Source organism: Pseudomonas laurylsulfatiphila (assembly GCF_002934665.1).
GTDB classification, from domain to species: domain Bacteria; phylum Pseudomonadota; class Gammaproteobacteria; order Pseudomonadales; family Pseudomonadaceae; genus Aquipseudomonas; species Aquipseudomonas laurylsulfatiphila.
The window spans coordinates 585,296-605,612 of sequence record NZ_NIRS01000002.1 but is presented as its reverse complement, the minus strand read 5'-3'; the positions used below and the strand labels follow the sequence as shown (position 1 = coordinate 605,612).

The window sequence follows — 20,317 nt, the reverse complement described above, 5'->3', positions numbered from 1 at the left end:
CCTGCCAATCAGGCGGTGCGAACGGGCTTGCCGGAGGCGCGTTCAAAGTCGTTGAAGAAGGCCTGCACCCGGGCAGGTGCCAGTTCTGTCAGGGTTGGCGGGCTCCAGCGTGGGCACTTGTCCTTGTCGATGATCAGGGCGCGCACACCCTCCATCAGGTCGCCCTTGTCGAACCACTGGTAGTCCAGATGCAATTCAAGGGCGAAGCACTCGGCCAGGCTCAGGTAACGACCACGGCGCAACAACTCGAGCGTCGTGGCCATCGCCAATGGCGAGCGGCTGTCGAGCAGCTTCACCGTCTGCTCGGCCCAGTCTTGCAGCTCGGGGCGTTGTTCGCGCTGCAGCGCGGCGTAAATGGCCGGGACATCGGGCAAGGCGAAATATTCGTCGATCGCCTGGCGACAGGCCTTGAGCTCGGAACCGGCAAGTCGCTCGGTGGCCATGTCGGCGAGCAGGTCCTGCAAGTCTTCAGCGGGCGCAGCGGTCCAGTTCAGGTGGTCGAGACAGGCATCCAGCTCGGCCAGCCGCTCGCTGGGCAGGTAGTAGTCGGCAAGGTTCGCATAGAGGGCATCGGCGGCACGCACCTGGCAGCCGGTAATACCCAGATAGGTTCCCAGTTCACCCGGCAGGCGCGGCAGGAAATAGCTGCCACCGACATCGGGGAAAAAGCCGATGCCGACTTCCGGCATGCCCATCCGCGTGCGCTCGGTGATCAAGCGTAGCGAGGCGGCCTGGGCCAGGCCCATGCCGCCGCCCAGGACGAAACCATCCAGCAGCGCCAACACTGGCTTGGTGTAGCCATGCAGGTATTCGTCGAGGGCGTACTCTTCCTCGAGGAACAGTTCGTGCTGGTTGTCGCCGGCCTTGTAGCTGTCGTACAGCATTCGAATGTCGCCGCCGGCGCAGAAGGCCTTTTCACCGGCACCGCGAAGGGTCACGGCGACGATCTCCGGGTCCTGCTCCCAAGCCCACAGGTGCCGGCAGAGCAGGCGCACCATGGGCAGGTCCAGGGTGTTCAACGCGCTTGGCCGATTCAGTGTCAGGTGGCCGACACGGTTGCGTACGCTGGCCAGCACCGGGGCTTGCTGCTCGCTCATGCTCAGGCTTCTCCGCGGAACAGGTTGATGATGGCGGAGAAATCCAGGCCGCCATGACCTTGCAAACTGAAGGTCTGGTACAGCTGCTGGGCTACCGCACCGAGCGCGACCGGCTGACGCGCGTGCCTGGCCGCTTCGGTGGCCAGGCCCAAATCCTTGAGCATCAGGTCACTGCCAAACCCGCCGCTGTAGCCACGCGAAGCCGGAGCGTTTTCCAGTACGCCCGGGAACGGGTTGTTGACCTCCGAGCTCCAGCAGCGACCGCTGGAGGTATTGATGATCCCGGCCAGCACCTTGGCTTCCATGCCCAGGGCCACCCCCAGGGCCATGGCTTCGGCGACGCCGACCATGGAGATGCCGAGCAGCATGTTGTTGGCGATCTTGGCCACTTGGCCGTTGCCTGCTGCGCCGCAGTGCACGATGTTCTTGCCCATGGCCGAGAGGATCGGCAGGGCCTGGTCGAACACACTGTCCGGGCCACCGACCATAAAGGTCAGGGTGCCTGCGGCCGCGCCTCCGGTGCCGCCGGATACCGGCGCGTCGAGCATCGGGTTGCCTTGGGCAAGGGCGTATTTGGCCACCTCGCGGGTGCTCAGCGGGTCGATGGTCGAACTGTCGATCAACAGCACGCCCGGGCCGATATTGGCCAGCAGACCATCCTTGCCGCGATAGACCTGCTTCACGTGCTCGGCGGTCGGCAACATGGTGATGATCACCTCAACCCTGGCCTTGGCCACGGCGGCGGGTGAGTCGGCGGCGCTGGCGCCGGCCTCCACCAGGGCGGCGACCGCCTGCGGGAAGGGGTCAAAGACGGTCAGGCTGTGGCCGGCCTTGAGCAGGTTGCGGGCCATTGGGCCGCCCATGTTGCCGAGGCCGAGAAATCCGATATGCATGTTGGCTACCTTTTACGATAGGGGGCAGTGGCGCGGGAAATCCTGCGCGCGCTTGTCGTCGGCCGACGCAAGGCGCCGGCCGGCAAAGGTCATTTCAGGGTGATGGTGGTGTTCACCGCGCCGCCGGTGTCATCTTCGTCGAACCAGCGCTGGGTGATCGTCTTGGTCTGGGTGTAGAAGGTCACCACTTGCTTGCCGTAGGGACCCAGGTCGCCTAGCTTGGAGGCGCGCGAACCGGAGAAGGAGAACAGCGGGACCGGTACCGGGATTGGCACGTTGATGCCGACCTGGCCGACGTCGATCTCTTCCTGGAAGTGCCGCGCGGCAGCGCCGGAACGGGTGAACAGGGCAGTGCCGTTGCCGTTCGGGTTGGCGTTGATGATCTCGATCGCCTCGTCCAGGTTGGCGGCGTGCATGACGCACAGCACCGGGCCGAAGATCTCTTCGCGGTACACCGACATTTGCGCGGTGACGCCGGAGAAAATGGTCGGGCCGACGAAGTTGCCGTCCTGATAGCCCGGCACGTTCGGGTTGCGCCCATCCAGTTCAAGCTTTGCGCCTTCTTCGATGCCACTGGCGATCAGGCCGTTGACGCGCTCCAGGGCGGCGCAGGAAATCACCGGGCCGATGTCGGTGCCTGGCTCGGTGCCGCCATTGATCTTGAGAGTCTTGGTTCGTTCGATCAGGTCCGGGAGCCAGGTCTGCGCTTCACCGACCAGGATCACCACCGGCAGAGCCATGCAGCGCTGGCCGGCAGCGCCGAAGGAGGCACCCAGCAGGTTGTTCAGGGTCTGCTGCCGGTTGGCATCGGGCAGGACGATGGCATGGTTTTTCGCACCCATCATGCACTGCGCGCGCTTGCCGTTCTGGGTGGCACGGTTGTAGACGTGGGTGCCGACCTTGGTCGAGCCGACGAAGGACACGGCCTTGATGTCCGGGTGGTCGCAGATCAGGTTCACCGCGTCGACACCACCGTGGATGACGTTGAGCACACCCTTGGGCACACCAGCCTCCAGCGCCAGTTCCACCAGGCGCATGGTCACCAGTGGGTCCTGCTCGGACGGCTTGAGGACGAAAGTGTTGCCGGTGGCAATGGCCATCGGGAACATCCACAGCGGGATCATTGCCGGGAAGTTGAACGGGGTGATGCCTGCGCACACGCCCAGCGGCTGCAGCAGGGTGTAGGTGTCGACGCCATTGGCCACGTTGTTGGCCAACTCGCCCATCTGCAGGTTGCCGATGCTGGCGGCGTGCTCGACCACTTCCAGGCCGCGGAACACGTCACCTTCGGCATCAGGCAGGGTCTTGCCCTGCTCGGCGGTGAGCAGGGCGGCCAATTCCTTGATGTTCTCGCGGATCAGCTGCTGGTACTTGAGGAAGACACGGGCACGGGCACCGATCGGGGTCTTGCGCCAGGTCTTGAAGGCTTGCTTGGCGCTGGCAACGGCGGCGTTCATTTCCTCGGCAGTGGCGAAGGGGACACGGGCCAGGACTTCCTGGGTGGCCGGGTTGACCACGTCGCGCCACTGGGTGGTGCGCGATTCGACGAATTCGCCGTTGATGAGAAGCTTGACGCTGGGAACGATGGAAGAGGTCATTTACGGGGCCTGCCTGCTTTCTTTGGGTCGAATGAGTCCCCTCGGCGTGATTGGCCGAGCGGTCGGGTTTGGATTCGGGAGGGCCGGCGTGCCGGCCCGGGGTTCAGCCTTTGAGTTGCGGGAAGTCTTCTTCGAAGTATTCCTGCGGGCCACGTGCGTCGCCCTGGCGACGCTGCACTTCCATTTGCCGCAGTTCCACCCGGCGGATTTTTCCGGAGATGGTCTTGGGCAGCTCGCTGACAAATTCGATGCGCCGTACCCGCTTGTAGGGCGCCAGGTGCTCGCGGGCGAACGCGAGGATGCTGCCGGCCAGTTCGTGGCTGCCGGGTTCATCATGGGCCAGGATCAAAAACGCCTTGGGCACGGCAAGGCGCAGTGGGTCCGGGCTTGGCACCACGGCCACTTCCATCACCGCCGGATGCTCGATCAGCGCGCTTTCCAGCTCGAAGGGGCTGATGCGGTAGTCGGAGGCCTTGAACACATCATCGGCACGGCCGACGAAAGTGATGTAGCCCTCTTCGTCGATCTGCGCGGTGTCCCCTGTGCGGTAAAAGCCGTCGCGCATCACTTCGGCGGTCTTTTCCGGGCTGTCCTCGTAGCACAGCATCAGGCCAAGCGGGCGTACGTCCAGCGGCAGGGCCACTTCGCCTTCGTTACCCGGTACGCCATCAGGATCGAGCATGGTCACCCGGTAGCCCGGCAACGGACGGCCCATGGAGCCCGGCTTGAGCCGCTGGCCAGGCGTGTTGCCGACCAGTGCGGTGGTTTCCGACTGGCCGAAGCCGTCGCGCAGCAATAGGCCCCAGGCGTGCTGAACTTGCTCGATGATCTCCGGGTTGAGCGGCTCACCGGCGCCCACCAGTTCGCGCAGGCGCAGGCGAGTCTTGTAACTGGCCAGGTCTTCCTGGATCAGCATGCGCCACACGGTAGGTGGCGCGCACAGGCTGGTGACGCCGTAGCGCTCGAGCACGCCGAGCAGGGCTGGCGCGCTGAAGCGTGCGGTGTTGTGGATAAAGATGCAGGCACCGGCATTCCACGGTGCAAAGAGGCAGCTCCAGGCGTGCTTGGCCCAGCCCGGGGACGAAATGTTCAGGTGCAGGTCGCCCGGCTGCAGGCCAATCCAGTACATGGTCGAGAGGTGGCCAACCGGGTAACTCTGGTGACTGTGCAACACCATCTTCGGCTTGGAGGTGGTGCCAGAGGTGAAGTACAGCAGCATCGGGTCGTTGGCCAGCGTGCGACCCTCTGTTTCGAACTGCTCGGAATGCTCGCTGGCGGCGCTGTGCGGGGTCCAGCCGGCGGGGGACGGACCGACGCAGATGCGGGTGCAGCCTTCACCCAGCCCGACGAACTTGTCGACATGGGCGCTACCGACCACCAGATGGCGAACATGGCCACGCTCGATGCGGTCGCTCAGGTCATCGGGGGTCAGCAGGGCGGTGGCGGGAATGACCACGGCACCGAGTTTGAAGGCGGCCAGCATGGTTTCCCACAGGGCGACGTCGTTGCCGAGCATCAGCAGGATGCGTTCGCCGCGGCGCACGCCGAGGGCACGCAGGTGATTGGCCACCTGGTTGGAGCGCGCGGCCAGTTGCTGGAAGCTGTAGCGTTGTTCGCTGCCGTCCTCTTCGACGATCCACAGGGCATTGGCCTGGTTGCCCTCGGCCATGGCGTCAAAGTAATCCAGCGCCCAGTTGAATTCGTTCAGTTGCGGCCAGCGGAAGTCACGCACGGCGGTGACGTAGTCGGTACGGTGGGCCAGCAGGAAGTCACGAGCGGCCAGGAAGGGTTGGCAGTTGTTGTTCATTGGAGTCTCCCGAGGCGCGCGCGGGTACCTGAAAGTGGGGAGACGACGGCAAGCAAGGATGGCTTCACGATGGGTGCCCTGTTTATTTTTATTGGGACTGACCTGGTTCATGACCAAGCGGTTGAATCGAGTATAGGCAGGCATAAATCAAATAAGAATGCTCAAAAAGTCCCGTGCGTTGTGCAAAAAAGCACAGCCTGCGGCATCCCGGATGCGCCAGAAATGCACAAGGCGGGTGCTGCTCGCACCGACATGCGATGTAAGCGGCACCCGCCTTGTACGGGGCTTACCAGAGCGCCAGGGTATAGCTGAGGATCAGGCGGTTCTCGTCGAGATCGTTACCGAAGTGGGCGGTGCGCACCGAAGCGTTGCGCCACTTGAGACCGAGGTTTTTCAGCGGGCCGCTTTGCACCACGTAGCCGATGTCGGTGTCGCGTTCCCATTCGCGACCGTCGGGCTTGCCGACGCCCAGGTCGATGCTGTCGCCTGATAGGTAGCGGGTCATGAAGGTCAGGCCGGGAATGCCGAGGGCCGCGAAGTTGTAGTCGTAGCGCGCCTGCCAGGAACGCTCGTCCTTGTTGGCGAAGTCGTTGATCTGCACGAAGTTGACCAGGAAGGCGTCGCTGCCATTGACGTAGGCAAAGCCGGTGTCGCCGCTCATGCGTTGGTAACCGAGACCGAAGGCATGGCCGCCGAGGGTATAGGTGAACATGGCGCCGAAGGCGTTGTTGTCGATGTTGCTGTTGCCATCGTCGGTGGAGCGGGCGTAGCGCAGGTCACTCTTGAGCGTCTGGCCTGCGCCCAGCGGCAGCACGTGGACCAGACTGAACTGGTGTTGGTGGTAGAAGTCGTCCAGGCCGCCGTAGTTGTAGCCCGTGTTCAGCCGGTCGGTCCACTGGTAGGTCAGGCCGGCGAAATTGAAGGCGTCGCTGCGGGCCTGGCCACTGACAATGCCCTTGGCGCCGGTGGTGGTGATCGTCATTTTCTCGTAGTCCGAGGAGTCGCGCTGGTTGACCCGATCCACGCGCCCCGCATCGACGCTCAGGCCTTTGATCTCCTGAACGTTCAACTGGCCACCGCGGAATGTTTGCGGCAACAGGCGCGAGTCATTGGCCAGCAGCACCGGCAACTTCGGGGTCAGGGTGCCGAGCTTGAGCACGCTGTTGGACGCTTTGAACTTGGCCGTCAGGCCCAGTTCGCCATACTCGTCCTTGGCGCGCCTGGGCGGCTGGCTGTCGCGCTTGAGCAGGCCGGAGCCGGCGCGATCGGGACTGGAATCGAGTTTGACGCCGAGCTGGCCGAGTGCATCGATACCGACGCCGATCATGCCGTCGGTATAACCGGATTCGTAGCGCAGCAGGAAACCCTGGGCCCATTCTTCTTGCTTGGACTGCGCGGCATTGGCCTGGCGGAAGTCGCGGTTGAAGTAGAAGTTGCGCGTTTCCAGTCTGGCCGTGCTGTCTGCCAGGAAGTCGGCGTGAGCCTGTGCGGCGAGGCCGCTGCCGGCCAGGAACAGGGTGAGGGTGGTGGGTTTCATTGGAGGCCTTTTGTTGTTTTTGTTGTCGACAAGCCGCTACCGCGCCGTTTCGGGTTGGCGAGGGAAGGGCGCTTTCGGGGTGTCCTGCGCCGAGCGGCGCAGGACGGGCGTAAAAAAGCGCGAAGCAAAGGAGCGGACTCGCGCTCGGGGCGTCAGCCCCGGAAAACTCAGCGTCAGTGACTGCTGGCCATGGCGGCTCCAAGGCCGGTCTGGGCACGGACGAACTGGTCGGCATAGGCAGCGCGCTCGCGGTCGGCGCGTTCGCTGCGGTCAAGCCTGGAAGCGACCACGATGACCAGGAAGGCCAGTGGCATGGAAAACAGCGCCGGCTGGTCGTAAGGGAAGAGTGCCTGGGCATGCCCCAGTACGCCGACCCACACCGACGGCGAGCCGATCACCAGGGCCAGTGCGCTGAGCAGGCCGGTCAGGCCACCGTAGAGGGCGCCGCGTGTGGTCAGGCCTCCCCAGTACATGGCCATGATCAGTACCGGGAAATTCGCCGAGGCGGCGATGCCGAACGTCAGGCCGACCAGGAAGGCGATGTTCTGGCCCTCGAACAGAATGCCGAGGGCAATCGCAACGATGCCCAGGCAGACGGTGGCGATGCGCGACACGCGCATTTCCTGTTTCTCGTCGGCGCAGCCCTTCTTCAACACCGAGGCGTAAAGGTCATGGGAGATGGCCGAGGCACCGGCCAGGGCCAGGCCCGCAACCACCGCGAGAATGGTGGCGAAAGCCACGGCAGAGAGGAACCCGAGAAACAGGTTGCCACCCACCGCCTTCGCCAGGTGCATGGCCACCATGTTGCCGCCGCCGATCATGGCCCCGCCAAGCTTGCCGTCGACGTAGTACTGCGGATCCGTGCCGACGATGACGATGGCGGTATAGCCCAGGACGCAGACCACCAGGAAGAAGAAGCCGATGAACACCGTGGCGAACAGCACCGATTTACGCGCCTCCTTGGCATTGGGCACCGTGAAGAAACGCATCAGGATGTGCGGCAGGCCAGCAATGCCGAAGACCAGGCCGAGGGATAAGGACACCGCGTTGATCGGGTCGGCCAGCAAGGTGCCCGGGCCCATGATCTGCACGCCGCTGGCATGCACGGCCACCGCCTGGGCGGCCAGCGTCTCGAAGCTGAAGTCGAAGCGACTCAGGGCCATCAGCACCAGGGTGGTGCCGCCCGCCAAGAGCAGGACCGCCTTGGTGATCTGCACCCAGGTGGTGGCGAGCATGCCGCCGAAGATCACATAGACCAGCATCAACAGTCCGACGACCACCACCGCCGTGCGGTAGTCGAGACCGAACAACAGTTTGATCAGTTGACCGGCACCGACCATCTGCACCACCAGATAGCAGCACACCACGGTCAGCGATCCGAGGGCGGCGAAGCTGCGCACGCGGGTCTGATCGAGCCGGTAGGAGACGATGTCGGCGAAGGTGTAGCGCCCCAGGTTGCGCAAGCGCTCGGCCATCAGGAAGGTGACGATCGGCCAGCCGACGAAGAAGCCGATGATGTAGACGAAGCCGTCGTAGCCCTTGGCGAAGACCAGGCTCGACAGGCCCAGCAGAGTGGCCGCCGACATGTAGTCACCGGCGATGGCCAGGCCATTCTGGAAGCCGGTGATGCCGCCGCCGGCGCTGTAGAAATCGGCGGCGGAGCGGGTGCGTCGTGCCGCCCACCAGGTGATCAGCAGGGTGGCGAGGACGAAGACGAAAAACATGCCGATGGCGTGCAGGTTGAGCGGTTGCTTCTGCGCAATGATGGGGTCGGCATGGGCCAGCACAGGGCTGAGGGCGAGAAGGGCGAGCAGGCGTTTCATGCGCGGGACTCCTGGAGGATCTGCGAGCTGAGCACGTCGAAGCGGGTGTTGGCGCTGTGCACGTACCAGGCGGTGAGTAGCCAGGACAACAGGATGATCGTCACGCCGATTGGCATGCCGAGGCTGAGGTGGCTGCCGTCGTACAGCGGCAGGTGCAGCCAGGCGGGAGCGAACGCCACCACCATGATGAAACTGTAATAGATCGCCAGGACCGCGCCGCTCAGTGTCCAGGCCAGCAGTGCACGTTGACGCGCGAGGCGTTGGAACTTGGGGTTGGCCCTGACCCGTGCGCAGGTCTGGACGTGGTTCGGATGGTCAGTCGTCATGGTGAGGCTCCGTTTTTCTAGTTGTTTTTGTTGTTCGGCCTTTTGAGGGGCGTACGGGTACCCGGGCAGCGACCCGATGCGGGACGCCACCTGAATGCTGATGTGCTGGAGTTATTGCCGCCCGGATGACCTTCCAGTGGTGAGGGGGCGGTGCGGGAGGGAAGCGGGGTGCCACGGATCGGGCCAACGGCGGACGAGAACCGTGGCCGCGATTGCGCTGTTGCGCAGCTGCTTGTGTCCGGCGTTCAAGCCGATGTTTATCCGTGCGCTCATGCTGCCAGCCCTCGATATTTATTATTCGGGTGGGGGGCTTTCCTGACCTGAAAACGACACTGGTCAAGTTGGGTGAGATGCGAGTATATAAGTGCATATTTCCCATATGTATTGGCGGAAAAGCCCGATGGATATGCAAAAATGCACAACGCAGCCTCCACTGAACTGGGACGACTTGCGTTTCTTCCTCGAAGTGGCCCGTGCTCGCACTGCCAGCGGTGCGGCCCGCCGCCTGGGAGTGGACTACACCACGGTGTCGCGGCGTATCCGCGCCCTGGAGCAGTGCCTGGGTGCCCTGCTGTTCGAGAAGTCGCGAACGTCCGGTTTTGTCCTGACCGTGGAGGGGCAGCGTCTGGTCGGCCACGCCGAATCCCTGGAAAGTACGCTGCTGGTCGCCTGCGAGCAGGTTTTCGGCACCACCGGGGGGCTCGCCGGGCATCTGCGCATCGGCTGTACCGAAGCCTTCGGAACCTGTTTCATCACTGCGCAGATGAGCCACTTCCTTGAGCACTACCCGAACATCTCGGCGGACATTTTGCCGGTCCCGCATTTCATCAACCTGTCACGGCGCGAGGCGGATATCGCCATCACCCTGGAGCGGCCCGAGCGCGGTCCCTACGTGTGCTCGCGATTGTGCGACTACCGCCTGCGCCTTTATGCGACGCCGGAGTACCTGGCGAACCATCCGCCGATCGGTTGCCGCGAGGACCTGGACGGCCACCCGTTCGTGACCTACGTCGAGGACCTGGCCTTCAGCTTCAAACTGCTCTACCTGAACGACCTGATGCCCGGAGCCAACAGCCGCCTGCGCAGCACCAGCGTGGTGGCCCATTACCACGCAGCCCTGGAAGGACGGGCGCTGGCGATCCTGCCTTGCTTCCTCGCCGGCCCCGATCCCCGCCTGTGCGAAGTGTTGCCCGGTGAAGTGGAGATCACGCGGCAATTCTGGATGTACTACAGCGAAGATCTGCGCAAGCTGAAACGGATCACCCTGGTGGCCGAGTACCTGCGCGCCTGCGCGGAACTCAATCGTCCGCTGCTGATGGGCGAGTCACGTGTGATGAGCTATCTGCCGTCACCCTGAGGGGAGGGGGAGTTGTGCAGCCAGAAGTAGAGCGAGGTGCTGGTTGGCGAAAAGACCAAAGAGTTAAGGCATTGCTCCGGTCCGAATACACCAGGCAATCAGGGGCGATCCATCACTCAGGCAAATGCAGCCTCTACAAATGCCTCTAGCGCCTTTTCTTCCAGTATTTCGATAGAGAAGTGCCCGAAGCGTTTGGGCAACCAGATGATGCGTGTCCCGGACGGGGATTGCAGGTTCGCGCGGGCTAATGGCTTTCCGTTTTCATCTTCTGGCTGAACACCGGCGACCATCAGTTCGTCATAGGCCTTCTCGATGTCCGGCGTCGAATAGCAGTGGCGATAAATCATCCCTTCACCCGAGGAGTCCAGCAGCTCCCTCAGGTTCCCGGCCAGTGGCTGTACCAACATGAAACGCTCTTGGCCGATCAGCGCGATCGCGTAGCGCACGTGCAGGCCACCTCGTTCCCAGACGAGCGTTCTGGAGATCCTGGCGTTCAGTATCTGTGCGTAGTAGGCACAGGCTTCGTCGAGATTATTGACCAGTACATCGATGTGACTGAACTTCAGTTCCATTGCATGCCTCCTGCTGTCCCTTGGATGAAAAGCCGTCTATGCCTGGCCTTGGCTTGACCGACCCTGCCAATCGCGCAGCCATTGCAAGCCCTTGGAGGTGTCGCCGCGTGGCCGGTACTCGCAACCCACCCAACCGGTGTACCCCAGTTGATCGATCAGCTCGAACAGGTAGGGATAGTTCAGCTCGTTGTTCATGTCCGGTTCGTGGCGATCCGGCACGCCTGCGATCTGGATATGGCCGATGTTGGCGAAATCCCGTCGCAGCTTCGTCGCCACGTCACCCTCGACGATCTGGCAATGGTAGACGTCGAACTGGACTTTGAGGTTGGCCTGGCCGACTGCTTTGCAGATGGCCTGGGCCTGATGTTGGTGGTTGAGGAAAAAACCCGGCATGTCGCGGGTGTTGATCGGCTCCAGCAATACGGTGATGCCAGCTTTGGCGGCTTGTGTCGCTGCGTGGCTGAGGTTTTCCAGGTAGGTTTGCTGGTGCCTGGCGCGATCCGCTTCGTTGGCCAGCAGCCCGGCCATGACATGGATGCGGTCGTTGCCCAGTACTGCGGCGTATTCCAGGGCCTGGTCGAAACCGGCACGGAACTCCGATTCACGGCCTGGCAAGGACACGGTGCCTTTTTCGCCCGCCGCGATATTGCCCGGTGGTGCGTTGAACAGGGCCTGGACCAGGCCATTGTCGTCGAGCCGCTGTTTCAATTGCTGTGGGCTGTAGTCGTAGGGGGACATGTATTCCACTGCCTGAAAACCATCGGCGGCGGCAGCGGCGAAACGGTCGAGAAAGTCATGTTCGGGGTAGAGCATGCTGAGGTTGGCAGCGAAACGAGGCATGAAGACTCCTGCGGTCAAAAAATCAATCGGTGGGTTATTACCACTGCACACCAAAGGCTTCGTGCAATTCATCCAGCGCCGCCTGGTGCATAGGAGCCGGTATCGGATTGCTCATCAGCCGTCGGTGAGCCGGGACGCTCATAGGCGATCAACGGTGGCAGGATGTCATCCTCGTGCCAGACACCGGCCAGCGTCAATGCCACCAGGTGGGTCGAGTGGGTGTGTACCACGCCTCGTCTCCGCACCTCTCAGTCGAGATGGCTGCCCACCACGTCGACTATCCGTTGAGCAATCTGCACGGCGTGGGTCTCCAGCGCGAAGTGGCCGGTATCGAGCATCTCGACCACCGCATTGGGGTTGTCACGCTTGTACGCCTCGGCACCTGGCGGAATGAAAAACGGATCGCCCTTGCCCCAGATCGCCAGCGTCGGCATTTGGGCATCGCGCAAGAATTGCTGGAACGCCGGGTACAGCTTGAGGTTGTTCCGATAGTCATAAAACAGATCGAGCTGGATGTCCTTGTTACCGGGCCGTTCCAGCAATAGCGCGTCCAGATGATAACCCTCGGGTGCAATGAGATCGGGGTTGCTCACGCCTTCCACATACTGCCAGCGCGTGCCTTCCAGGTGCAGGATGGCATCGTTGATCACCTGGCGATTGGCGGGCGACGGCTCGTCCCAGTACTGGCGGATCGGCGCCCAGGCATCTCCCAGACCTTCGAGATAGGCATTGCCGTTCTGCGAAACGATCGCGCTGATCCGCTCCGGGTACGCCAGCGCCAGGCGCAGGCCGACCGGCGCCCCATAGTCGAAGAAGTACATCGCATAACGCTTGAGGCCCAGCACATCGACGAACTGGCGGATCGTCTCGCCGAGGGCATCGAAGGTGTAGACATAGTTGCGTTCGGCGGACACTTCGGTGAAACCGAACCCGGGCAGATCCGGTGCAATCAAGCGGTACTTGTGCGCGAGCAGCGGGATCAGGCCCCGGAACTGGTGCGACGAGCTGGGAAAGCCGTGCAGCAGCAAGAGTACGGGAGCGTCGGCAGCACCGGCCTCGCGGTAGAAAACCCGGATGCCGTCGGCGTCGACGAATTTGCAGGCAATGGTGGTGTGCGGGAGCGTGGTCATGATGGATCTCCAATGTAACTTGTTAAAGTTATTTATACAGGTTACCTGTCTTTATTTTGCACGAACTTTGTAACTGGTCAAATAGTTTTTGTAGGTTACAATCCGTGCATTGATACCCGGGAAATTTCCATGACTGACGCCGTCACCACACCTGACTTGCCCGTACCGCTGGTGCTGGCCGACCACCCGGCGCTGGATCTGCTGAACACTCGAATGGTGGTCGAAGGCCAGCGGCGCGACCTGCTCAACAGCGATGCCGACGCGGCGCGCTGGCTGGAGCAGATCGGTTTCGGTCTGGCGACGGAAGTGGCGGTGGGTGACGGGCAGTTGCTTGCCCGATTGCGCAAGCTGCGCGACTGCATCGAGAGCCTGCTCGCCGCCCGTCGAGAGAACCGCGTGGCGGATCCGGCAGCGCTCAATGCCTTTCTGCTGCGGGTCGTGCCGCAACTGGTGTGGGAGGAGGCGGGCGCGCCGGTGCTGGATCGCTTGCACCAGGGGGATGCCGGCCACCAGCGTCTGGGCAGGCTCGCTTACGCCGCCGCGGAGTTGCTGGCCGAAGGCGATTTCAGCCTGGTACGCAAATGCGAAAGCGCCGAATGTTCACTGATGTTTTACGACCGCACCAAATCGCACAAACGACGCTGGTGCAGCATGGCGCTGTGCGGAAACCGGCATAAGGTCGCCGAATTCCGCAAGCGACGCCAGGGTGTCGCGGACTGAAGGCCATGACGCTGCGCGGAATACGGCCGAATATCTGTTGACCAGACTGTTTCGTACCAACAGACTTTCTCCTTTTGTGTGTTCCTAAAGGTCTGTCTGATGCGTAAGTCATTCACTGTTGTTGCATTAAGTCTTCTTGTATCGCAGTACTCCCTCGCTGGCGAAGCCACCAACACGGCTATCGGTGGCGGTGTCGGCGGCGCTCTTGGCAGCGTGGTCGGTCAGGCTATGGGAGGTAGCACTGGCGCTGCAATCGGAGCCGGCGTCGGTGGCGCGGCCGGGGGCGCAATGACCGCCAAGAGTGGCAAGAAGACCGAGTCCGCTATTGGCGGAGGTCTCGGTGCAGCGGGTGGCCAGGTCATCGGCAACAGTGTCGGTGGTTCCACCGGTGGCCTGATCGGCGCGGGTCTGGGCGGCGCAGCAGGTGGTGCGATCGGCAACAATATGGCCGATGATGGCGACGACCACCACGATTCGGGCTACAAGCAAAAGAATAAACACAAGAATAAACATAAACACAAACATCACGACTGATCGCGTGTGCCGAGACAGAGCATCTGGAATGCTTTGTTTCAAAAGGGGGAGCGGGCATGGCGCTCCCCCCTATGGGTGTTCTTTCAGGTCATGCCCGAGCCGCCTTGACGTCTCGGTGATCCCCGGGGTAGAGGCCTCTCGCCCATTTGCCCCTTATCCATGAGCCATTGGCGTTCTGCCGATGATTCGATTGCTTTCACACAGCGTTATCCATTTACGCCGGGTGCTGATGCGTCCCACCGTCGGTCGGCTTTCTGCTGCGCGGGTTGACCCGGAGCCAGAAAGGGCTAGCTTTCATCGAGTGGGAAAAAATCCCACGCCAAGATTTCAGGATAAACAACAAAGCTTACTCCCATGCCGCTCCCGGATTGCAACGCGGATCGCGTTGACACTGCTCGCGGTAAATCACCAGGAGAATGCACGATGAACACTTACCTGCTTTTCAAGAAAGGTTTATTGGCGCTGGCAATCGGTGGCGTCCTGTCGGCCTCCGTCGTTTTGGTACCGGACTCCATTTCCCATGACGCGACTGCCTATGCCAAGGATGGTGGTGGTGGTGGTGGTGGTGGTGGTGGTGGTGGTGGTGGTGGTGGTGGTGGTAATGGCGGTGGCGGTGGCGGCAACGGCGGTGGCGGCGGAAACGGCGGTGGCGGTGGTGGAAGCCACGGTGGCAACGGCGGTGGCGGTAGCGGCAGTGGCGGCCACGGTGGCAACAGCGGTGGCGGTAGCGGCAGTGGCGGCCACGGTGGTAACAGCGGCGGCAATGGCGGCAATGGCGGCAATGGCGGCAACAGTGGCCATAGCGGCAGCGACCATGGGAATGGCAATGGGAATTCAGGCCATGCCGGTACTGGAAACTCGAACTCCGGTCGCAGTGGCACCCATGCAGAAGCGGGTGACGACCATGGTGTCCACGTCGGCGGCGAGCCAGGTGATGACCATGGCGTTCACGTCGGCGGCGAGCCAGGCGATGACCATGGCGTTCACGTCGGCGGCGAGCCAGGTGACGACAAGGGTGTTCACGCCCGCGGCGAGCCGGGTGACGACAAGGGTGTTCACGCGGGCGGCGAGCCGGGTGACGACAATGGCGTCCACACCGGCGGCGAACCCGGCGACGACAACAGCCGGACCTGAAGCGGCCTGATACCCCATGCAAAACCCGGGAAACCGGTTTTGCATGGGGGCACGCAAAAAATACGGCCTGCATTCATGGGATTATTTCCCACGCAGCTATACTGGGGTTAACTGTCCGGGAATGCGCTGAATGCAATCATCTACCTTGCCCACCTCGCTCCTCAAAGCCCTGCGCCATGTCATGCGGCCGTTGGTACGCCTGATGCTGCGCAAAGGCGTCACGTACCTGGTTTTCGCCGACCTGCTCAAGGAGGTTTTCGTCGATGTGGCGGACCGTGAGTTCCGTCTGGACGACAAGGCGCCAACCGACAGCCGCATCAGCCTGCTCACCGGCGTGCACCGCAAGGACGTGCGGCGTTTGCGCAACAGCGGCGACCCCGCCACTTCCACGCTTCCGGAAAACATCACCTTCGGTGCGCAACTGGTCAATGCCTGGACCCGCGCACCCTTCTGCGACGACGCCGGCCAGCCATTGCCGCTGCCTCGTTTGGCCAGCGTCGGCGGCGACCGCTCCTTTGATGCCCTGGTGGCGAAGGTCAGTACGGACATCCGGGCGCGGGTGGTGCTGGACGAATGGCTGCGCCTGGGCGTCGTGCGCCTTGACGAGCAAGAGCGTGTGCACCTCGAAGCCCAGGCCTTCGTGCCGCAAAAGGGCTTCGATGAGAAAGCGGCTTACCTGGGGCATAACCTGCACGATCATGCCTGCGCAGCAGTACACAACTTGAGCGGCGAAGGTCCGGCCTTTTTTGAACGCAGCGTCCACTATGACGCACTGGCCCCGATGAGCGTCGAGGCGCTGCGCGAGGCCGTTGCCAGCGAGGGGATGCAGGCTCTGTTGAGCTTCAACCGACTCGCCGCCGAGCTGGAATTTCGCGACCTGCCCAGCCCCGAACCGCGTCAGCGCATCACGGTCGGCCTGTACTTCTACACTGAAGCTTCCGATCCCAACTCACCGCCGGCTCCCAAGCCATGACCGTCAATCTGCGCCTGATTCGAGCAGCCGCCCTCGCTCTGGGCCTCGGGCTTCCGATTGTGTTGCAAGCCGCGCCGGCCTGTGTCAGCCAGAATGAGGCGGGCAACAGTGAAGTGCCGCTCATAGAGGCTCCGGGTGGCACCGGCGGCACGGGCGCGGCGCCTGGCGGCATGGGCGGTACTGGCATCGACACCGACAACGGCGGAGTGGGCGGTACCGGCGCACCCCTGAACAAGCGCCCAGGCGGCATTGGCGGTACCGGTGCCGTCGCCGGCGGCGTGGGCGGCACGGGCATCAGCAACGACAACGGCGGGATCGGTGGCACCGGCATTGTCGGCACCATCACCGGGTTCGCCTCGATCTGCGTCAATGGCGTGGAAGTGCACTTCAACAAAAACGTGCCTGTCAGCGAGAACGGCATTGCCGCCACCAGCACCCGCCTGGCAGTAGGTCAGGTGGTTGCCGTGGAAGCGTTCAATTCCCGGCGCGGTCTGGAGGCCGGGCGCATTGCTATCCTGCATGCCTACGAAGGCCCTCTGACAGCCCTGCCCAGAGACTCCATGCCCATGCGCGTCATGGGCCAACCGGTACGCCTGGCCAACGGTGCTCAAGTCGCTCCCGGCCTGCGTGCGGGTGATCCCGTACGGGTCAGCGGGCTGCGCGATGCCCGGGGTGAAGTGGTGGCCAGCCGCATCGACCGCGCTCCCGGCCTCAAGGAGGCCAGCGCCATCGGCCCGGTCGATCGCAGCGGTTATCTGCTGGGGCTCAAACTCGGCAACCGTCCGGGACCGGCGCAGGAAATGCTGGTGCGCGGCCAGTGGTCGGGCCGCGAACTGGAGGTGAGCCAGAGTCGCCCCGACCCGAGCCTGCCTTTCATTGGCCGGGCACACAATGCGGTGATCGAGGGCCTGGTACAGGGCCGGCAGGACCGTCGCCTGGTGGTGGGTGGCTTTAATGTGACGATGGCGAGCGACACCGTGTTTGTCGGTGTGCAGTCTTCGCAGCTGACGCTGGATCGACGTGTGCGGGTCACCGGCGTGTTCAGCGGCGCACGGGAGGTACAGGCCACGCGTATCGAATTGCCTCGCGAGCGCTCCGATTCACCCGCCAGCAACCAGCACGGGCGGGTTCGAAACAGTGAGCAAAACACGGACGATTCAAGTGGTTCGGGCCATTCGGGCAGCTCGGACGATTTCAACAACTCCGGCGACTCGAGCGGCTCAAGCGACTCCAGCGGCTCCAGCGGCTCCGGTCACTCGGGGGATTCGGGGAACTCGGGCAGTGACCGGAGCGGCCGCTCCGAGAGCGTTGTCGACGATACTCGCCACGGGGGCAATGACAGTCATGGCGGTGGCGACAATATCGAACGCGTGGACGTGAACGTGGACAAGTCCGGCAAGTCAGAGCGTGTCGAGAAGGTCGAGCAATCCGGCAAGGTCGAGAGAGTGGAGAGGGTAGAGAAGGTAGAGAAAGTCGAAAAGGTCGAACGTCCGGAGAAAGTCGAAAAAGTTGATCGGCCAGAAAAGGTTGAGAAGGTCGACAAAGTTGATCGTCCGGAGAAAGTCGAGAAGGTCGAAAAAGTTGAAAAAGTGGAGAAAGTTGAAAAAGTCGACCGCTCTGGCAAGTCGGGTTAAACCGTAAAGGCATGATGCACTTGCGCCATAAGTCACTAGGCTGTGTAAGTCACGCAACAAAGCCTGCGTGTGGACTTCGATGACGCAAGACACGAGGTGAACATGGACCCCAAGCGCATCCTGCTCGTCGGTTGGCTGGCCAGCCTGGCCTTGCCGGCCCTGGCCGATACCTTCTCGACCTCGATCGGAACCGACTACTCCCGGGGCGATTATGGCACCGGCACTACTTCCGAAACCTGGTACGTCCCGCTGGTGGGCAAATACGAAACCGGTCCCATGACCTACAAGCTCACTGTGCCCTGGCTGCGCATCACCAATCCTTCGGTGGGCCCTGACGGCGAGCCATTGCCCGGCGGCTGCGGCAAAGTGGAAAGCGGTTTGGGCGACACTGTCGCCGGTGCCGACTATGCCGTGCTTGACGGCAATATTGGCGGGCTGTTCGTAGACCTGATCGGCAAGGTCAAGTTGCCCACCGCCGACGAAGACAAGTGCCTGGGCACCGGCAAAACCGACTATTCCGCCCAGGTCGATGTCGCCAAAGCCTTCGGCCGGGTGACCGGGTTCGCCACGCTGGGCTGGAAAAAATACGGCGATCCGTCGGGCTCCGACTTCGACAACCCGATATTTGCCGGCCTGGGCTTCGCCATGCCCGTATTCGCGCGCACCACAGCGGGGGTGTCCTACGACTGGCGGCAGAAGGTTGTCTCCACGGGCGACCAGATCAAGGAACTCACTCTCTTCCTCACCCACAAGCTCAATCAGAACTGGAAATTTCAGTTATATGCCGTCAAGGGGTTTTCCGACGCCAGCCCGGATGGCGAGGCTGGACTGGTGTTCACCCACACCTACTGATACCCACCTGTTTCCCGGCCCGGAGGCGTTTCTTCGTCTCAACCCCAGCCTGCGCCTGCTTCAGTCCGGATGGTCGGTCGTTGACACAGGGGCTGACAGGCCTAATCTAAAGGTGTGGGAAAATTTCCCACGTACGGATGCCGACTGGCTCTGAAGGATCGTTCGGAACCGCAGTTGCTTGTTTTTGCTGCAAATTAATGGCCGTGCCGGTTGGCTGGCCGCTCCAATGGGCGGCCGGGAACTCACTGGACATTGCGTTCGATACGGACATGACTACGCAACTCCAAGCGGAGGTGCATCATGCTTCTCAAAAAATGTTTGTTGGCCCTGGCAATTGGCGCAGTCCTGTCTGCATCGACTGTGCTGGTGCCCGATTACGTCGGTAGCTTCTCCAGCGTGTATGCCAAAGATGGCGGCAGCGGTGGTGGGGGCGGTAACGGAGGCGGTGGCGGTCACGGTGGTGGCGGCGGTGGCTCCGGAGGCTCCGGAGGCGGCGGTCATGGTGGTGACGGCGGAGGTGGCCACGGTGGCAGCGGTGCTGGTGGTAGCGGCGGCGGTGGCTCCGGCAATGGAGGCTCCGGAGGCGGTGGTCACGGTGGTAATGGCGCAGGCGGTAACGCTGGCGGTGGCCATGGCGATGGTGGCGGTGATGGTGGTGCAGGACATGGCGGCATGGGGCGCGGCGATGCTGACCATGGTGGTATGGCCGGAAACGCAGGCCCAGGCAATGCACGTGGTGATAAGGCCGATAAGGCTGACAAGGCTGATAGAGCTGACAAGGCTGATAGAGCTGACAAGGCCGATAGGGCTGACAAGGCTGACAAGGCCGATAAGGTTGACAGGGCTGACAACAATGCCGCAGATGCAGCCAGGGACGCTGCCAAAAATGACGCAGATGCAGCCAGAGACGCTGCCAGAGCTGATGCAGACGCGGCCCGGGATGCTGCGAAAGCGGATGCAGATGCAACCAGAGATGCCGCCAGAGCTGCGGCGGATGCTGCCCGTGACGCTGCAAAAGCCGCAGGTGTAGCGGGTGCAGATGCAACCAGAGATGCTGCGAGGGCCGCTGCAGATGCCGCCAGGGACGCTGCCAAGGCAGACGCAGATGCAGCCAGAGATGCAGCCCGGGCTGCGGCAGATGCTGCCCGGAACGACGCCAAAGCTGATGCGAACGCGGCCAGAGAGGCGGCCAAGGCCAAGGCGAGGGAAGCCAGAGAGGATGTGGCGGATGCCCCGGACGCACCAGATGCCGAGGATGCTCCAGACGCGCCGGATGTCGACGCGGTTGAGGTACAGAACTAGGCCTGCACGCTACGCAACGGCAGGCATACCCGTAGAAAACGTCCCGGGAAGTTGAAGGTCGTATCGAAAAAAAGTCGCAAACCCTGCAGGGTTTGCGACTTTTTTTGGTTATTCACGTAATGGCGGGGAACACCGATACCTGTAGGAGCTGCCGCAGGCTGCGATCTTTTGATCTTCAGCAATTTTCA

18 protein-coding genes and 1 pseudogene are annotated in these 20,317 nt (G+C 62.6%); 8 read left to right on the top strand and 11 right to left on the bottom strand.

What is annotated here, in order from left to right:
- Positions 1–8: 8 nt before the first annotated feature.
- From CD175_RS08550 to CD175_RS08520, 7 genes are all read right to left on the bottom strand, one after another.
- A complete protein-coding gene (locus CD175_RS08550; protein ID WP_104448518.1) occupies positions 9–1,097 on the bottom strand; it encodes an enoyl-CoA hydratase/isomerase family protein in 1,089 nt (362 codons plus the stop codon).
- A 2-nt stretch (positions 1,098–1,099) separates the two neighbouring features.
- On the bottom strand, positions 1,100–1,990 hold the full coding sequence (gene mmsB, locus CD175_RS08545; RefSeq protein ID WP_104448517.1) for a 3-hydroxyisobutyrate dehydrogenase: 891 nt from the start codon (positions 1,988–1,990) through the stop codon (positions 1,100–1,102).
- A gap of 89 nt (positions 1,991–2,079) precedes the next feature.
- Positions 2,080–3,588: a CoA-acylating methylmalonate-semialdehyde dehydrogenase gene (locus CD175_RS08540; protein WP_104448516.1), complete on the bottom strand. Its 1,509-nt coding sequence runs from the start codon at positions 3,586–3,588 to the stop codon at positions 2,080–2,082.
- A gap of 103 nt (positions 3,589–3,691) precedes the next feature.
- Positions 3,692–5,395, bottom strand: a complete 1,704-nt coding sequence (locus CD175_RS08535) for an AMP-binding protein (protein ID WP_104448515.1) — start codon at positions 5,393–5,395, stop codon at positions 3,692–3,694.
- 286 nt (positions 5,396–5,681) lie between these two features.
- A complete protein-coding gene (locus CD175_RS08530) occupies positions 5,682–6,932 on the bottom strand; it encodes an OprD family porin (RefSeq protein ID WP_104448514.1) in 1,251 nt (416 codons plus the stop codon).
- A 173-nt stretch (positions 6,933–7,105) separates the two neighbouring features.
- Positions 7,106–8,755 carry a cation acetate symporter gene (locus CD175_RS08525; protein WP_104448513.1) on the bottom strand — a complete coding sequence of 550 codons (1,650 nt, stop codon included), beginning with the start codon at positions 8,753–8,755 and terminating at the stop codon, positions 7,106–7,108.
- A complete protein-coding gene (locus tag CD175_RS08520) occupies positions 8,752–9,081 on the bottom strand; it encodes a DUF485 domain-containing protein (RefSeq protein WP_008050941.1) in 330 nt (109 codons plus the stop codon). The genes CD175_RS08525 and CD175_RS08520 overlap by 4 nt, the downstream gene beginning before the upstream one ends.
- 406 nt (positions 9,082–9,487) lie before the next feature.
- On the opposite strand from CD175_RS08520, the gene CD175_RS08515 reads away from it, so the two are divergent.
- Positions 9,488–10,438, top strand: coding sequence for a LysR family transcriptional regulator (locus tag CD175_RS08515; RefSeq protein WP_205886327.1), 951 nt, complete (start codon positions 9,488–9,490; stop codon positions 10,436–10,438).
- A 116-nt stretch (positions 10,439–10,554) separates the two neighbouring features.
- Here CD175_RS08515 and CD175_RS08510 read toward each other — a convergent pair whose 3' ends face one another.
- The 4 genes and pseudogenes from CD175_RS08510 to CD175_RS08495 all read right to left on the bottom strand — a co-directional run bounded on the left by CD175_RS08510 (position 10,555) and on the right by CD175_RS08495 (position 12,980).
- On the bottom strand, positions 10,555–11,010 hold the full coding sequence (locus CD175_RS08510; RefSeq protein WP_104448511.1) for a VOC family protein: 456 nt from the start codon (positions 11,008–11,010) through the stop codon (positions 10,555–10,557).
- Between the two features lie 36 nt (positions 11,011–11,046).
- Positions 11,047–11,850 (bottom strand): 2-oxo-tetronate isomerase, encoded by an 804-nt coding sequence (otnI, locus tag CD175_RS08505; protein ID WP_104448510.1) that lies wholly within the window; start codon positions 11,848–11,850, stop codon positions 11,047–11,049.
- Positions 11,851–11,887: 37 nt separating this feature from the next.
- Positions 11,888–12,083: pseudogene (locus CD175_RS08500) on the bottom strand (aldolase); the annotation flags it as partial.
- Positions 12,084–12,098: 15 nt separating this feature from the next.
- Positions 12,099–12,980: an alpha/beta fold hydrolase gene (locus CD175_RS08495; protein WP_104448509.1), complete on the bottom strand. Its 882-nt coding sequence runs from the start codon at positions 12,978–12,980 to the stop codon at positions 12,099–12,101.
- A 129-nt stretch (positions 12,981–13,109) separates the two neighbouring features.
- Here CD175_RS08495 and CD175_RS08490 point away from each other — a divergent pair, with 129 nt between their 5' ends.
- From CD175_RS08490 to CD175_RS31875, 7 genes are all read left to right on the top strand, one after another.
- Positions 13,110–13,700 carry a CGNR zinc finger domain-containing protein gene (locus CD175_RS08490; RefSeq protein ID WP_104448508.1) on the top strand — a complete coding sequence of 197 codons (591 nt, stop codon included), beginning with the start codon at positions 13,110–13,112 and terminating at the stop codon, positions 13,698–13,700.
- Between the two features lie 99 nt (positions 13,701–13,799).
- Positions 13,800–14,234, top strand: coding sequence for a YMGG-like glycine zipper-containing protein (locus CD175_RS08485; protein WP_104448507.1), 435 nt, complete (start codon positions 13,800–13,802; stop codon positions 14,232–14,234).
- A gap of 423 nt (positions 14,235–14,657) precedes the next feature.
- On the top strand, positions 14,658–15,368 hold the full coding sequence (locus CD175_RS31880; protein ID WP_276309732.1) for a hypothetical protein: 711 nt from the start codon (positions 14,658–14,660) through the stop codon (positions 15,366–15,368).
- Between the two features lie 130 nt (positions 15,369–15,498).
- Complete coding sequence (locus CD175_RS08475; RefSeq protein WP_104448506.1) at positions 15,499–16,341, top strand: DUF6502 family protein; 843 nt, start codon at positions 15,499–15,501, stop codon at positions 16,339–16,341.
- Entirely contained in the window at positions 16,338–17,975 is a 1,638-nt protein-coding gene (locus CD175_RS08470) for a DUF5666 domain-containing protein (protein WP_104448505.1), read from the top strand. The genes CD175_RS08475 and CD175_RS08470 overlap by 4 nt, the downstream gene beginning before the upstream one ends.
- Before the next feature lie 102 nt (positions 17,976–18,077).
- Positions 18,078–18,827 carry a hypothetical protein gene (locus CD175_RS08465; RefSeq protein ID WP_104448504.1) on the top strand — a complete coding sequence of 250 codons (750 nt, stop codon included), beginning with the start codon at positions 18,078–18,080 and terminating at the stop codon, positions 18,825–18,827.
- A gap of 400 nt (positions 18,828–19,227) precedes the next feature.
- On the top strand, positions 19,228–19,857 hold the full coding sequence (locus CD175_RS31875) for a hypothetical protein (RefSeq protein WP_167399509.1): 630 nt from the start codon (positions 19,228–19,230) through the stop codon (positions 19,855–19,857).
- The last annotated feature ends 460 nt before the right edge of the window (positions 19,858–20,317 follow it).

Excerpts from the sequence above, each read along its gene's own strand:
- CD175_RS08550 (WP_104448518.1), bottom strand. The coding sequence starts at position 1,097 with ATGAGCGAGCAGCAAGCCCCGGTGCTGGCCAGCGTACGCAACCGTGTC.
- mmsB (WP_104448517.1), bottom strand. The coding sequence starts at position 1,990 with ATGCATATCGGATTTCTCGGCCTCGGCAACATGGGCGGCCCAATGGCC.
- CD175_RS08540 (WP_104448516.1), bottom strand. The coding sequence starts at position 3,588 with ATGACCTCTTCCATCGTTCCCAGCGTCAAGCTTCTCATCAACGGCGAA.
- CD175_RS08535 (WP_104448515.1), bottom strand. The coding sequence starts at position 5,395 with ATGAACAACAACTGCCAACCCTTCCTGGCCGCTCGTGACTTCCTGCTG.
- CD175_RS08530 (WP_104448514.1), bottom strand. The coding sequence starts at position 6,932 with ATGAAACCCACCACCCTCACCCTGTTCCTGGCCGGCAGCGGCCTCGCC.
- CD175_RS08525 (WP_104448513.1), bottom strand. The coding sequence starts at position 8,755 with ATGAAACGCCTGCTCGCCCTTCTCGCCCTCAGCCCTGTGCTGGCCCAT.
- CD175_RS08520 (WP_008050941.1), bottom strand. The coding sequence starts at position 9,081 with ATGACGACTGACCATCCGAACCACGTCCAGACCTGCGCACGGGTCAGG.
- CD175_RS08515 (WP_205886327.1), top strand. The coding sequence starts at position 9,488 with ATGCAAAAATGCACAACGCAGCCTCCACTGAACTGGGACGACTTGCGT.
- CD175_RS08510 (WP_104448511.1), bottom strand. The coding sequence starts at position 11,010 with ATGGAACTGAAGTTCAGTCACATCGATGTACTGGTCAATAATCTCGAC.
- otnI (WP_104448510.1), bottom strand. The coding sequence starts at position 11,850 with ATGCCTCGTTTCGCTGCCAACCTCAGCATGCTCTACCCCGAACATGAC.
- CD175_RS08495 (WP_104448509.1), bottom strand. The coding sequence starts at position 12,980 with ATGACCACGCTCCCGCACACCACCATTGCCTGCAAATTCGTCGACGCC.
- CD175_RS08490 (WP_104448508.1), top strand. The coding sequence starts at position 13,110 with ATGACTGACGCCGTCACCACACCTGACTTGCCCGTACCGCTGGTGCTG.
- CD175_RS08485 (WP_104448507.1), top strand. The coding sequence starts at position 13,800 with ATGCGTAAGTCATTCACTGTTGTTGCATTAAGTCTTCTTGTATCGCAG.
- CD175_RS31880 (WP_276309732.1), top strand. The coding sequence starts at position 14,658 with ATGAACACTTACCTGCTTTTCAAGAAAGGTTTATTGGCGCTGGCAATC.
- CD175_RS08475 (WP_104448506.1), top strand. The coding sequence starts at position 15,499 with ATGCAATCATCTACCTTGCCCACCTCGCTCCTCAAAGCCCTGCGCCAT.
- CD175_RS08470 (WP_104448505.1), top strand. The coding sequence starts at position 16,338 with ATGACCGTCAATCTGCGCCTGATTCGAGCAGCCGCCCTCGCTCTGGGC.
- CD175_RS08465 (WP_104448504.1), top strand. The coding sequence starts at position 18,078 with ATGGACCCCAAGCGCATCCTGCTCGTCGGTTGGCTGGCCAGCCTGGCC.
- CD175_RS31875 (WP_167399509.1), top strand. The coding sequence starts at position 19,228 with ATGCCAAAGATGGCGGCAGCGGTGGTGGGGGCGGTAACGGAGGCGGTG.